The organism is Acidisoma sp. PAMC 29798 (genome assembly GCF_030252425.1).
GTDB lineage: Bacteria > Pseudomonadota > Alphaproteobacteria > Acetobacterales > Acetobacteraceae > Acidisoma > Acidisoma cladoniae.
In genome coordinates, this window is sequence record NZ_CP126994.1 from 3,363,100 (window position 1) to 3,376,298 (window position 13,199).

Sequence of the window (13,199 nt, forward strand, 5' to 3'; positions counted from 1 at the left end):
GTCCTTTACGGGCTTGCGGGTACGTCGGGCTTGGCGGCGCTCAGCTTGACGCGGCGTTTCGCGGCGGTCACCGCGAGACCCACCGCCAAGATCAGCATCGCGCCGTCAAAGATAGGCTCGACGAAAAACGGCGCGCCGAGCTGGTTGAGGCCGGCCACCGTCACTGCCAGCACCGCGACAGCGAGGATGGTGCCCCAGACATTGACACGCCCAGGTCGGATCGAGGTTGCACCCAAAAGCGCCGCCGTGAACGCCGGCAGCAGATATTCCTGACCGACCGAACTCTGGCCGACCTGGAGCTGGGATTGCAGCACAATGCCCGCGAAGGCTGCCGTCACCCCCGCCCCTACAAAGGCCAGTGTGACATAGCGCTTGGCCGAAATGCCGTTGAGTTCGGCCGCGCGCGCATTGGCGCCCAGCACATAGAGATGTCGGCCAGCGGGCAGGAATTCGAAGACGATCCATAGCACCAGGCTCAGCACCAGCACGTAGATCGCCGGCAAGGGAATCCCGAAGACCGTGCCAGAGAGGTCGATGAAACTCTGCGGCAGGGAGGCTACGACCTGCTGCCCGCCGGTGTACCACTCGTTGAAGCCATAGAGCAGCGTTCCGGTGCCCAGAGTGGCGATGAAGCTGTCGATGCCCACAACGGTCACCAGCATGCCGTTGCACAGGCCGACGAAGGCGCCGAGCAGCAGCACGACGGCCGCCGCTTCCGGCCAATTCAAACCCTGGCCTTGCAGGCCGATCACCAGCACCTGCGCGATCCCGAGCAGAAAGCCCACCGACAGGTCGAAGTGATTGGCCGTCATCGGCAAGAACACGGCGAGCGCCAGCAAGGCCGAGATCGCCCGATTGTTCATGATGGAACGGAAATTGAAGTACGTCGGAAAGGTCTCCGGCCGCAGCGCCGAGAAGACCGCGATCAGCACGACCAGCAGCACCAGCAGGCCCCAGACCGAAATGGCCTGCGACAAACGCGGCGTTCCGCTCCGTGTCGTGGCGCTCATGCCGCAACCTCCGCCGTGGGGTGTGTCCCGGCCGCGAGTGCTGTCAAACGCCCCACCGTGATGTCAGGGCGATGCAGCTCGGCCGTGACACGGCCGCGATTGAAGACGAGGGCACGATGGCACACTTTCTCGACCTCCTCGAAGTCCGAGGAAATGAGCAGGATGGCGCGACCACGCTCATGGGCATGGTCGAGGTCACGATAGATCTCAGCTTTCGACCCGACATCGACGCCGATGGTCGGCTCTTCCAGCACCAGCAACTCGACTTGCGATTCCATCCAGCGCGCGACCACGACCTTTTGCTGATTGCCGCCGCTGAGCGTGACGATCGGCGGCAAGGGATTGGGTGGGCGCACCGAAAAGCGCGCCAGCGCCCGCCGGCAGGAGACGAGTTCGCGCAAGCGGTTGACCGGGCGCAGCGCCGGCACGCCACGCGCGCCCGCATAGAGATACAGGTTCTCCAGTACGCTGAGGCCGCCGGCGAGACTCTCCTCCGCCCGCCGACTGGACACGAATCCGATGCCACTGCGAATGGCGTCGTTCGGGCCGTCGACCGCGATCGGCGCGCCCTTGAACCGCACAGTGCCGGCGGTCTTCTTCAGCGCACCGAACAAGGCGCGGCCCAAAGCGTGATGGCCCGCCCCGCGCAAGCCGACGAGACCTAAAGTCTCTCCTCGCCGGACCGAGAGGCTCACAGGTCCCACGAAGCCGGAGCCGTCTTCCTGGCCGACCACCAGCCCGTCCAAGGCCAGCAGCACCTCATCCGAAGCCGGTGTCGTCGCGAATTCAGTCTGAGCGAGTGCGCCGCCGACGATCCATTCGACGAGATCACCCGGCGTTGTCGCTGCACTGTCGCGCGTGGCGATACGTCGCCCATCGCGCAGAACCGTCACCCGGTCGGCGATACGGAAGACCTCGTCCAGCCGATGGGTCACATAAATCAACCCGATGCCGCTGGCCTTGAGGCGCTGCAGCGTGGTGAGCAGCAGATCGACTTCGGCGGCCGGCAATGCCGCCGTTGGCTCGTCGAGCACCAGCAGGTCGCAACGCGTCGCCAGCGCGCGGGCGATGGCGACGATCGACTTCTCGGCCGCCGACAGCGTGCCGACACGCGCTTCCGGATCGATCCTGCTGTCCATAAGAACGAGCGCGTCACGCGCGGCGGTCGCGGCAGCCCGCCAGTCGATGATTCCGTTGCGGCGTGGATAGCCGGCAAGGATGGCAACGTTCTCGGCCACCGTCATGGTATCGACTAGACCGAGATCCTGGTGGATGAACGTGATGGGGAGCGGGGAAGAGCCCGGCACCACATCCTCGCCTTTCCATCGGACGCGCCCGGCTGTCGGCGGATAAATGCCGGCGAGGATCTTGATCAGCGTCGACTTGCCGGCGCCGTTCTGACCCAGCAGGGCATGGATTTCACCACGCCGGACATCGAAATCGACATGATCGAGCGCGAGCGTGCCGGTGAACTGCTTGACGATACCCTCCAGTACGAGAAGCGGCTGCGCCTCGTGCTGCGGGCCATGGCTCAAGGCGAGACGCCCCACAGCGTGAGATAGTGGGCCTTGTAGTCGTTAGCCGGCACGAAGATGTCCTTGTCGCCGCCTTCGACGCCGACATTTTCGGGAGTCACGAGATAGGGCGGCTGCACGAAGCCGCTTGGCGGCGCCTTGTTGAAAGCGCGGTTGAATTCATCGACCGCCTGATAGGCCTGCAACTCGATCGGCTCGGACACCGTCACCGTCTGATACTGATTGCCTTTGCGAATGCGCTCATAAGCAGAGCGATTGCCGTCCGCACCGATGAGCTTCGCCTGCGCGGGTGGCACGCCGGCGCTGCGCAAGGCGGGAATGGCGAAATCGAGATCATTGTCGCCGACCGAGGTGATGTAGATCGGAACGCTGAAGCGCTGCAGCCAGCTTGTGGTGAGCTGCGGCATGCGTTGCGCCGCTTCGGAGGCCGGGAAGTTGACGTAGTCGAGCATCTTGCAGCCCGGGCACGCCTGCACAGCGTCGCGCGTGGCACCGGACTTGGTGGCGGCGATCTGATATTCATTGTGGGTCACCACGACCACGCGGGCCTTGCCGTTGCTATCGGCAATGGCCCAGTCTGCCTCCGCCTTGCCGATTTCGCGCGGGTCTTCCTGGATGTTCACAAATAGATGAAGGTCGGGTTGCGGCCCAGGCAGCGAAGCCGCGTGCAAGCCGATCACTGTAATGCCGCGAGAGACTGCGGTACTGATGGGACCCTGCAAGCTCTTGGCATCCGCAAAGATCGCGATGCCGCTTGGATTGAGGGCGATCGCCTGATTGAAGCCCGCGACCCAGCTCGAAGGACTGCCCTTGCCGTCGATGACAGTCAGCTTCCAGCCGAGCTTGGCCGCCGCCTGCTTCATGTAAAGCCCGTATTCGCGCGAGATGTCGTTCTGCTCGTCCCCGGACAAATAGACGATGGACTTGTCGGCGAGCGGCTTGGGCGCCGTCGTCGGACCCAGCCAGACCGTCTGCGGGCCGGCATAGCGCACGAGAGCGGCTTTCGCGTCCGCCACAGCATCCGCCGCGATGGCATGGTGAGACATGACCATCAGTCCGGCGCCGGCAAAGGCACAGAGTGCAGCACTGGCGATCCGCATCGCTTTCTCTCCCGATCGGCGCTCTTCATGGCGCGCGTTCAAGGAGTGTTCACCCAAAACCACGAATGGGTCAATCAAATTTAGATCGATCTAAATTACGTCGACAGCGCGCAGCGGCCTTCCTATGATCGATTGGTGCAGAATCGATCACGCCGTTGAACGCGGAGCCCCTATCGCTTGAGGCGCGTCGGAACGTCACGCTCAAGGACGTGGCGGCGCGCGCCCGCGTATCACGCGCCACCGTCTCACTGGTTCTGCGCGGAAGCCCGTTGGTGGCAAGCGCGACGCGGCAGCGCGTCGAAGAGGCGATCGCCTTGGTCGGCTATGTCTACAACCGGGGCGCCGCGCGGTTGCGCACGGGCAACTCGGGGGCGATCGGACTGATCATTCCAGGCATCACGAATCCCTTCTATGCCGAATTGACAGCGGGCGCCGACGACGTTCTGGATGTCGAAGGCCGCCTGACCTTTCTTGCGACGTCCAACGACCGACCCGAGCGCGAGGAGCGTTTGATCCGCCGTATCCGCGAACAGGGCGTCGATGGCATCATCCTGTGCGCGGCTGAGGGAAGTTCGCCTTCGCTGTTGCAGCAACTGCGTGCGTGGCGCGTGCCCGTTGTGCAGATCCTGCGCGCGATCGCTGGGATCGACGGCGATTTCGTCGCACCCGACTACCGTGTCGGGACGCAGATGGCGCTGGACCATCTCGTCGCGCGAGGACACCGGCGGATCAGCCTCATGCCGAGCGCCAAGGACACTTCGGCGACGCGGGAGCGCATCGAAAGCTTCCGCGCCACGATGCAGCGACACGGGCTAGGACCCGGCGTGATCACGCGCGGTTCCATGTCGCGCGAGGATGCGGCGGCCGAGATGGGCCGTGTGCTCGACAAGCGAAGTCCGCCCACCGCCGTCATCTGCCATAACGACCTGATGGCGCTCGGCGCGATCGGCGAACTGCGCCGTCGGGGTCTCACGCCGGGCCATGACATCGGGGTGATCGGCTTCGACGATATTCCGGAAGCGTCGAATGCCGTGCCAGCCCTCAGCACGGTGGCCACCTTCCCCAAGGACATTGGGGTCCAGGCAGCACGGCTCTTGCTGCGCCGCATCGCAATCCCTGACGGCCCCGCTGAACGCATCATGATCGCCCCCGCGTTGGTGGTGCGCGCGACGTGACCGATGGACAGCCGCCCTGGCCCATCGCGATCGTGACCGGCTTCCTCGGCAGCGGCAAAACGACGCTGATCACACGCCTGCTGCATGATCCGGACATGCGAGACACGATGGTCATCGTGAACGAGTTTGGCGATATCGGGCTCGACCATCACCTGATCCAGGCCGTCACGGATACGGTCATCCTCTTGGCGAACGGCTGCCTGTGTTGCCGAGTGCGGCAGGATGTTGTGCAGACATTGCGCGCGCTGTATCGCGACTGGCTGGCCGGCGCGATTCCTGGTTTCCGGCGTGTGCTGATCGAAACGACCGGTCTGGCCGAACCGGGTCCTTTGGTCGCCTCTCTTTGCGGGCATCCGCTGCTTTCGGATGCTTTCGCGCTGCGGGGCGTCACCACGCTGGTCGATGCGGAACACGGCCTGGATCAATTGGCGCGGGGCGTGACCTGTCGGAACCAGATCTGCGCCGCCGACCACCTGTTCCTGTCGAAATGCGATCTGGTTGGCGCGGCGCAGATCGTTGTTTTGCGCGATCAACTCCACCGCCTTAATCCTCTGGCAGAGATCCGGCAGACGGATGGCGTCATTCAGCCCGGATGGCTGTTCCAGCACGTGGTGGTGCGCCCGGTGCCCTCGTCACTCTTCTGCGCCGAGGGCGAGGATCACCTGGCCGGGATCGCGACCCTGCTGCTGCGGTCGGACACGTCGCTCGTCTGGACATCGTTCAGGCTTTGGCTGAGCGACGTGCTGGACAAATACGGGTCACGGCTGCTGCGACTGAAGGGCCGCCTGACCTTCGATGCCTCCGCTGGTCCCGTCATCATCCAGGCCGTCCATCACAGCTTCTATCCCGTCGAACCGGCGCCCCATGCCGGTGAGAACTTCCTAGTGCTGATCTTCGACGGTCCCGCTCCCCCTGACGTCGCAGCAGGGTTCAACGCGATGACGATGGCCCTATAGTCTGAGGGCATCAGAGAGCTTTTTCCGGCACCATTGGGGCCGATAAGGGCGTGCCCCATGAAGGAGAGTTGATGCCCGCAAGTCTGAAGGCTGCGCGAACCATGCGAAACCATAATGCACTAATGTTAACCATGTGAATATTTTATTTACGCGTAGACCGCGTCGAATCCCCGCAGGTTGAGCGTGAGATGGGTCGAAAGCCTAACCAGGCGGCTTGGCCACTTGCACGGCGGCCTCGTTGCGGCGGAGGAAGGGAAGCGTCCATGGCGGGTCGTAGAACCAGGCCACCGGCTGTCCCACGGGCAGCCATCCGCTGCCCTGCAACCGCCGCAGCACTTCGCGATCGGCCGCCTCAGTCGCCGTCGGGTCTCTCGAACCGGTGTAGCGATAAACGCCGTAGGTCTCGGGCGGAACAGTGACGATCTTGACCTTGGGATCATCGGGACGGGGCAAGGTGGCATCGGTATACTGGGCGGGCATGAAGAAGCGGATGCGCCAGACGCCGGGCGCCGGCTGGTCTTGGCCCACCGGGGCCGTCATGGCGATCGTGCGGGTGCCGCCGGCCTGCGCCACCGGGGCTGTCATCGCGATGCCGCCCTTGCTGGAATTGGCACCGAAGATGTAGCGGGCAAGCCGCCGGAACCCTTCGTTGCGGGAAAACTCTTCGCTTCCTGTCACATCGGTTTCGGCCGCGAGCCGTGCGCCATATTGCCTGATTTCCAGCGGTCCCTGCGCCTGGAGAACCGTGTAGCGAGATTCCTCCGTACTCGATCGAATGCCGACGACGGAACAGGCACTCAGCACGATGCTGGAGAGGATCGACATGGCAACCATCTTGAACTGCATCGACGTTATGTAGCACGAGGGAGACGGGCCGCTCTATCACAGCCGAACCACGTCATCGTGACATGACCATTCCCGGAATGGGGCGTAGCCGCTGCATCGACCGCTTCCGTGGAGAGTATCATGCCGAACAGTCCCATCGTGACGGAGCCAGGTCCCCTTGAGGCGGCCACCTCCGACCTGAGGCCGCTCGGGGGTCCTCACTGATGGCCAAGGCCATCTTTGGTCGGCTCGGGCTTTTCATCACGTGCCTAGCGTTAAGCGGATGCGGCGCCTTACGGCACGGGTTCCTGTCTCCCCTGGGGCCGGTGGCGGGCGTCGAACGCCACTATTTCCTGATCGTCTGTCTCGTCTTGATCCTTGTCGTCATGCCCGTCTTTATCCTGGCGCCCTTCATCGCCTGGCATTACCGGCTGAGCAACACGCACAGCGCCTATCGGCCGCAATGGGGATTTTCCTGGACACTGGAAGGTTTTATCTGGATCCCACCAACGCTGATCGTGATCTTCCTCGGCGTATTGCTGTGGACCTACACGCATCGGCTTGACCCCTATCGCCAACTTGCCGGCAATGCGCCGCTGGAAGTTGACGTCGTCGCGCTGGATTGGAAGTGGCTGTTCATCTACCCGCAGCAGAACATCGCGACAGTCAATGAACTGGTCGTGCCCGCCGGGCAGCCGGTCCGTCTTATGTTGACGAGCGGCACAGTGATGCAGTCTTTGCTGATGCCGCAGCTCGCCGGCCAGATCTACGCGATGGCGGGCATGATGACACAGCTCAACTTCGAGGCAAGCAAACCCGGCGAGAGTTTGGGCGAAAACACCCAATTCAACGGCGTGGGCTTCCAGGATGATAAGTTCACGGTGTCAGCGCGCGATCCTCATGATTTCGCGCAGTGGCTCGCGGGGGTGCGTTCACAACAAACCCGTTTGGATGTCTCAGCCTACCAATCTCTGTCGGTCCGCTCCACCGTGCCGCATCCCCTCATCTTCGCCGCCGTCGATGCCGGGCTCTTCGCCGGGATCGTCAGGCAATCTATCCCGACCGGCCATACCCTGAAGCTGGAGGCTGCGCAGAGCCATGAATGAACCCACAGGCCTGTGGCATATCCTGCTTGGCAATCTGACCTTTGATGCCTTGCCCTTCGTCCGTGCCTGGCACAGCCCATCGATCAACGAAATCATCGGTGCCGGCGCGGGGGCTGTCGTGATCATCGGCGCCATCTGCACCTTTGCCCTGATCACCCGGCTCGGCAAATGGCGCTACCTTTGGACCGAGTGGATGACGAGCGTCGATCACAAGAAAATCGGCATCATGTATGTGCTGATCGCCTTCGTGATGTTGTCCCGCGCGCTGATGGAGGCGGTGCTGATCCGGATGCAGCAAGCCGTGGCAATCCAGACGCCGGGGTTCATCGAACCCAATCATTTTGCCCAGCTTTTTAGTACTCACGGCAGCATCATGATCTTCTTTATGGCCATGCCGTTTCTTACGGGTCTGATCAACTACGTCGTGCCGCTCCAGATTGGGGCGCGGGATGTGGCCTTCCCAAGTCTGAACTCAGTCAGCCTTTGGCTCACGGCGGGGGGCTCCGGACTCATGATGGCGTCCCTCGTGGTCGGGGAATTCTCGACAGGTGGTTGGAGCGGCTACCCGCCCTATACCGAACTCAACTACAGCGGCGGGGTCGGGCCAGACTATTGGATCTGGGCCGTGACGCTGAGTTCACTCGGTTCGATGTTCGTCGGCATCAATGTGGCCGTCACACTCTACAAGCTGCGAGCCCCCGGCATGAGCTGGATGCGCATGCCGCTGTTCTGCTGGACCTCGCTGTGTACCGCCATCCTGATGATCTTCGCGATGCCGGCGCTCACGGTCGCCACGCTTTTGCTGGCAGCGGACCGTTATCTCGGGATGCATTTCTTCACCGACAGCCTCGGTGGCAATATGATGAACTACGTCAACCTGTTTTGGCTCTTCGGCCATCCCGAGGTCTATATCCTGGTCCTTCCCGCCTTCGGCGTGTTCTCCGAAGTCGTCTCGGCTTTCTCCTCTAAAGAACTCTACGGCTATACGTCTCTCGTTCTGGCGACTTTGGCGATCGCGGTGCTGTCCTTCACCGTCTGGGTCCACCACTTCTTTACGATGGGCCAAGGTGCCAACGTCAATGCCGTCTTCGGGATCGCGACGATGATCATCGGCATCCCGACGGGCGTCAAAATCTATGACTGGATCTGGACCATGTTTCGCGGCGAGGTGCGCTTCACACCGCCCATGCTGTTCTCGATAGCCTTCATGGTCACTTTCGTCATCGGCGGCTTCACGGGAATCATTCTGGCCACGCCGCCCCTGGACTACCTCGTCCACAACACGCTTTTCCTCGTCGCACATTTCCACAACATGCTCATTCCGGGGCTGCTCTATGGCATGATCGCGGGCTACCAATATTGGTTCCCGAAGGCCTTCGGCTTTCGGCTGTCCGAGCGCTGGGGCAGGATCGCCTTCGTCTGTTGGGTGGTTGGATTCTATCTCGCATTTATGCCGCTCTATGTTCTGGGCGCGGCTGGCATGGCGCGCCGAACGCAGGAGGTCTTCGATCCGACCTTTCGCCCCTGGTTGATCGCGGCCCTCTGCGGTGCCTTGGTGCTGTTCGCGGGGCTTGCGAGCCTGTTTATCCAGCTTTGGGTGAGTATCCGCGACCGCCACGCTAATGGCGTGCCGGTCGGTGACCCCTGGGATGCGCGGGGCCTGGAATGGGCGACGTCATCGCCGCCGCCCGAGTATAACTTCGCGACCATTCCGCATGTCAGCAATCTTGACGCCTTCTACTGGCGCAAGCGGAACAACGGCGCGTACCACCCCGCAGACCACTATCGGGATATCACCCTGCCCGGCAATACCAGCATGGGCGTCATCATCGGTGTCGCGGCCGCCTTCTGTGCTTTCGGTCTCATCTGGCATATCTGGTGGCTGGCTGGCTTGAGCGTCCTGATCATTCTCGGCAGTTGGATCGCGCGCAGCTTCAGCCGTGATACCGAGCGCATCGTGTCGGCGGCGGAGGTCGAGCGGATCGATAGAGCTTGGCTCGCCCAGGCCGCAGCAGCGCGCCCGGTTCCCCGCCAACTTGAAGAAAACGCCGCCAACGAGGGACTCGCCGAATGGATGGCTTGAGTGGCCCCGAGTTCCGTCATGTCGGCCTGAACCTCCAGGACCATCCGAGCCTCACGACACAGCAGGTCGAGAGTAACATCTTCGGCTTCTGGGTCTTCCTGATGAGTGATGCGGTGATCTTCGCATTGCTCTTCGCCGTCTATGGAACGATGCTGGTCGGCACCGCAGGCGGCCCTGGGCCTGCTCAGGAATTCAAGATCGGCCCGGCCTTCTTGGAGACGCTCATCCTGCTCACGAGCAGCTTCACCTTCGGCATGGCGTCGATGTCAATGAAATACGGTCGTAGCGCCCTCGGCCTGTTTTGCTGGCTGCTCGTGACGCTCTTCCTAGGCTTGGCGTTTCTGGGGATGGAGTTGAACGATTTTGCGGCCATGTTCGCGCATGGGGCGGTCCCCCAGCGCAGTGGCTTCCTCTCCTCTTTCTTTGTCCTCGTCGGCATGCATGGTCTGCACGTCACCGCAGGCGCCCTATGGATCATCGTCATGATGGTGCAAATCTGCGTCTTCGGGCTCGATGCGCGGGTCAAGATCAATATTATCCGCCTCGGCTTGTTTTGGCATTTCCTGGATGTGGTGTGGGTGGTGATCTTCTCGGTGGTCTACCTTCAGGGTCTGATGCGATGAGTGGGCAAGGCAACGACATGCGACGGGAGCGCATGACCTATGGCATCGGCTATGCGAGCGCGCTGGCACTGACGGGCATCGCTTTCGCCCTGGTGCATTGGCACGTCTTCTCCCTCGACTGGACGCTCGGCATCGTTTTTGGCTTGGCGTTGCTACAGATCCTCGTGCATTTTCGCTGCTTTCTCCACATCACCTTGGGGCGTTCAGCACGGGCGGATTTGCAACTGCTGCTATTCTCCACTCTGATCGTGTCGTTGATGGTGGCGGGAACGCTCGTCGTCGTATTCAACCTGCGCTCCAGGATGATGTAGCGACAGACGAGATGACCGGCGTCTGCCGCTCGCGATAACTGAATGGAGTCCCTTTGACTGCGAGATTCCGAAAACTTCTGAGTGATTTGGGCGAAACCTTCTGGCTTCTGCCCGGTGCGATGGTCGTTGCCGGCATCATCTTGGCTTTGGGCCTGGTGAGCCTGGATCGAAGCGGGACGATACCGAAATGGCTCATTGAGAGCCCATGGCTCTATAGTGGTGGCGGCACCGGCGCGCGCACGCTTTTAGGCGCCGTCGCGTCCTCGACCATCGGCGTCGCAGGCACAGTCTTCTCTATCACCATCGCAGCCCTATCCCTGGCTGCCGGCCAGATGGGGCCTCGGCTCCTCCGTAACTTCACCCGCGACCGCGGCAATCAAGTCACCTTGGGCGCCTTTTTAGGCACCTTCTCCTATGCGTTGATGGTGCTGAGGAGCGTGAGAACACAAGAAGAAGGGACGTTCGTTCCCCATCTGTCTCTCAGCATTGGCATTCTTCTGGCGTTCGTGTGCGTCGGCACTCTGGTCTTCTTCGTCGGTCACATGGCCGGACGTATCAACGTCGATACGGTGATCGACCTTGTCAGTCAGGACGTCCGCGTCGCCATTGCGCGGCTCACAACGACAGACGCGCAAGCACTGCCGCCATCAGGCGCATTCTGGCGCCAAGCGCTGCCGATCACCGACACGAGGCGCGGGTATCTTCAGCAGCTCGATGATACCGGGCTCGCCGCTTGGGCCGCGAAAAACAAGGTCTCCATTCGCTTGTTGGTGCGCCCTGGAGATTACGTGTTTCCCGGTGCACCGATCGCGCTCGTGCTGCCATCAGCGGCAGACGCCGGTCTTGCAATTCGTGACGCAACGGCCCTCGGGCCGCAGCGCGTGAGCGCCGCCGATCTTGAGTTTGCCGTGCGGCAGCTTGTCGAAGTTGCGGTGCGGGCGCTCTCGCCGGGGATCAATGATCCGCATACCGCCATCAGCGTGCTTGACCGTCTGGGCTCGGCCCTGTGCGATGTCGTGCCGCGCATCTTGCCAAGTGGAGTGACGCTTCACGACGGTGATGTCGCTCTCGTTGTGCCAAGCATCGACTATGATGGCTTGGTTGATGCGATGTTTCACATGATCCGGCAGAATGCCGCAGGCAGCGCAGCGGTGCTGATCCGGATGCTTGACGTTCTGACATCGGTTCTCAGCTGCGAGTTTGAGGCAGAGCGCAGGGATACCCTGCAACGCCACGCCGATCTTGTGCTCGGCGATGCCTCCCGCGACGTCACGACCCCCGCCGATCTCACCGACGTCAAGGCACGGCATATGAACTTTCAAATCATGCGCAGCACGGGACCGCTGGGTCTGATTGGGGCTCTTCCGCCTGCGTCTGCGCCCGTTAGTGAGTGATGTGTTGAAAGAATCCCCAACGATTGATCGATGGTTCCGCGGAGGCCCATTTCCATCCTTGTGAATCGAGACAGGCAGACGTGACGTAGAGCGTCTGATGCAGGTGGGGCTGTTTCCCCTGATCGATCGTGAAGAGGACTTCCTTGCAGTCGGCCAGGGGCGTTTGGATAAGCCGCGTCACTTCCATTTCGCCATGTTCATCATCGAACATCGGAATCTGATGCACAATCTTCCAAGGGCGCGTGGTGCCCACATCCATCTCGCCCACCGCGTCTACAATCGCGTCCTGCTCCGCATTCTGGCGAACACGCGCGACGTATTTCTGGAGTTGATCAACCCCAGCATTGACGCCCACGGCCACCGTGTAGCCGACAATGGGATTAGCAGTAACCGCACCGGTCGAGGCGCCGGCAATCGCGCCCGATATGCCGCCCAAAGCAGAACAGCCCGCAAGCAGAGGCATCGTAATGAAACCGAGCGCCAGCCAGGCGGATGCCTGGGCGGTTGATCTCACTGGAGCGAACCCCACCGTGTCGTCGCAGGCTCGGCCGTTGCCCACCGCCATTGCATTCCGTCTTGGCAGATGGCAGCGACATAGAAGGCACGCACAGGTTGATTTTTGCGAAGCCGATCGATGGAGAAGACGATTTCCTTACAGGCGAGCGGAGCCTGGCTGATCATCCGGCTGATCGCCACTTGCCCGTGCTCATCATCTTCAATCGGAATATCGTGGGAGACGGACCAAGGTGCGACGCCGCCCACTGGCAGCGCGCCGGCTGTCATCGCGATTTGGTTCTGCTCCGCATTATGAACACGACGCTCGACATAGCCAAGGCCTGTCGCCGCGGCAGACTGGACACCAAGGCCGATGGCGGCGGTGACGGAGCCATTCTTCGTGACGGCACTGGCGATTCCCGCACCGGCAATACCGGCGGCGTCAGACGTTCCTTCCGTCAAGACTGAGCCACATCCAGAGAGACTGACCAGTCCAAGAGCACATGCAAGGAAGCTCATCCGCGTTTGGAAATTCATGCACACCCCTCCCGGCGAACGCAGCCTTAAGGGCTTGGTCGATTCGCGC

Annotated in this window: 13 protein-coding genes; 7 read left to right on the forward strand and 6 right to left on the reverse strand. The window is 62.0% G+C overall.

The genetic code is table 11. The features are described from left to right. Positions 1-5: 5 nt before the first annotated feature. Genes QP803_RS16200 through QP803_RS16210 form a run of 3 tightly spaced genes read right to left on the reverse strand, consistent with a single transcriptional unit; the run spans position 6 to position 3,645 of the window. A complete protein-coding gene (locus tag QP803_RS16200) occupies positions 6-1,010 on the reverse strand; it encodes an ABC transporter permease (protein ID WP_284944505.1) in 1,005 nt (334 codons plus the stop codon). Then, on the reverse strand, positions 1,007-2,545 hold the full coding sequence (locus QP803_RS16205; RefSeq protein WP_284944506.1) for a sugar ABC transporter ATP-binding protein: 1,539 nt from the start codon (positions 2,543-2,545) through the stop codon (positions 1,007-1,009). The genes QP803_RS16200 and QP803_RS16205 overlap by 4 nt, the downstream gene beginning before the upstream one ends. Beyond that, complete coding sequence (locus tag QP803_RS16210) at positions 2,542-3,645, reverse strand: substrate-binding domain-containing protein (protein WP_284944507.1); 1,104 nt, start codon at positions 3,643-3,645, stop codon at positions 2,542-2,544. Before QP803_RS16210 ends, QP803_RS16205 begins: the two co-directional genes overlap by 4 nt. 155 nt (positions 3,646-3,800) lie before the next feature. On the opposite strand from QP803_RS16210, the gene QP803_RS16215 reads away from it, so the two are divergent. Both QP803_RS16215 and QP803_RS16220 read left to right on the forward strand, forming a co-directional pair. Beyond that, positions 3,801-4,820 carry a LacI family DNA-binding transcriptional regulator gene (locus QP803_RS16215; RefSeq protein WP_284944508.1) on the forward strand — a complete coding sequence of 340 codons (1,020 nt, stop codon included), beginning with the start codon at positions 3,801-3,803 and terminating at the stop codon, positions 4,818-4,820. Next, complete coding sequence (locus QP803_RS16220; protein ID WP_284944509.1) at positions 4,817-5,776, forward strand: CobW family GTP-binding protein; 960 nt, start codon at positions 4,817-4,819, stop codon at positions 5,774-5,776. Before QP803_RS16215 ends, QP803_RS16220 begins: the two co-directional genes overlap by 4 nt. A 201-nt stretch (positions 5,777-5,977) precedes the next feature. Here the strand turns inward: QP803_RS16220 and QP803_RS16225 are convergent, their stop codons facing one another. Continuing rightward, positions 5,978-6,601, reverse strand: coding sequence for an SOUL family heme-binding protein (locus QP803_RS16225; protein WP_284944510.1), 624 nt, complete (start codon positions 6,599-6,601; stop codon positions 5,978-5,980). A gap of 224 nt (positions 6,602-6,825) precedes the next feature. On the opposite strand from QP803_RS16225, the gene QP803_RS16230 reads away from it, so the two are divergent. Genes QP803_RS16230 through QP803_RS16250 form a run of 5 tightly spaced genes read left to right on the forward strand, consistent with a single transcriptional unit; the run spans position 6,826 to position 12,118 of the window. Then, on the forward strand, positions 6,826-7,707 hold the full coding sequence (locus QP803_RS16230; RefSeq protein ID WP_284944511.1) for a cytochrome ubiquinol oxidase subunit II family protein: 882 nt from the start codon (positions 6,826-6,828) through the stop codon (positions 7,705-7,707). Positions 7,708-7,729: 22 nt separating this feature from the next. After that, on the forward strand, positions 7,730-9,790 hold the full coding sequence (locus QP803_RS16235) for a cbb3-type cytochrome c oxidase subunit I (RefSeq protein WP_434082927.1): 2,061 nt from the start codon (positions 7,730-7,732) through the stop codon (positions 9,788-9,790). Continuing rightward, entirely contained in the window at positions 9,778-10,413 is a 636-nt protein-coding gene (locus QP803_RS16240) for a cytochrome c oxidase subunit 3 (protein WP_284944513.1), read from the forward strand. Before QP803_RS16235 ends, QP803_RS16240 begins: the two co-directional genes overlap by 13 nt. Positions 10,414-10,445: 32 nt before the next feature. After that, on the forward strand, positions 10,446-10,724 hold the full coding sequence (locus QP803_RS16245) for a cytochrome o ubiquinol oxidase subunit IV (protein WP_284944514.1): 279 nt from the start codon (positions 10,446-10,448) through the stop codon (positions 10,722-10,724). Positions 10,725-10,777: 53 nt separating this feature from the next. Continuing rightward, positions 10,778-12,118 (forward strand): DUF2254 domain-containing protein, encoded by a 1,341-nt coding sequence (locus QP803_RS16250; RefSeq protein WP_284944515.1) that lies wholly within the window; start codon positions 10,778-10,780, stop codon positions 12,116-12,118. On the opposite strand, the gene QP803_RS16255 is transcribed toward QP803_RS16250, so the two are convergent. After that, positions 12,108-12,683, reverse strand: coding sequence for a hypothetical protein (locus tag QP803_RS16255; protein ID WP_284944516.1), 576 nt, complete (start codon positions 12,681-12,683; stop codon positions 12,108-12,110). The two genes, QP803_RS16250 and QP803_RS16255, sit on opposite strands and share 11 nt — an antisense overlap. Next, positions 12,629-13,075, reverse strand: a complete 447-nt coding sequence (locus QP803_RS16260; protein WP_284944517.1) for a hypothetical protein — start codon at positions 13,073-13,075, stop codon at positions 12,629-12,631. The genes QP803_RS16255 and QP803_RS16260 overlap by 55 nt, the downstream gene beginning before the upstream one ends. Between the last annotated feature and the right edge of the window lie 124 nt (positions 13,076-13,199).

Bases quoted from the DNA above. Each gene is read 5' to 3' on its own strand.
- QP803_RS16225 (WP_284944510.1), bottom strand. From the start codon at position 6,601: ATGTCGATCCTCTCCAGCATCGTGCTGAGTGCCTGTTCCGTCGTCGGC.
- QP803_RS16255 (WP_284944516.1), bottom strand. From the start codon at position 12,683: ATGGCGGTGGGCAACGGCCGAGCCTGCGACGACACGGTGGGGTTCGCT.
- QP803_RS16245 (WP_284944514.1), top strand. From the start codon at position 10,446: ATGACCTATGGCATCGGCTATGCGAGCGCGCTGGCACTGACGGGCATC.
- QP803_RS16210 (WP_284944507.1), bottom strand. From the start codon at position 3,645: ATGCGGATCGCCAGTGCTGCACTCTGTGCCTTTGCCGGCGCCGGACTG.
- QP803_RS16230 (WP_284944511.1), top strand. From the start codon at position 6,826: ATGGCCAAGGCCATCTTTGGTCGGCTCGGGCTTTTCATCACGTGCCTA.
- QP803_RS16240 (WP_284944513.1), top strand. From the start codon at position 9,778: ATGGATGGCTTGAGTGGCCCCGAGTTCCGTCATGTCGGCCTGAACCTC.
- QP803_RS16200 (WP_284944505.1), bottom strand. From the start codon at position 1,010: ATGAGCGCCACGACACGGAGCGGAACGCCGCGTTTGTCGCAGGCCATT.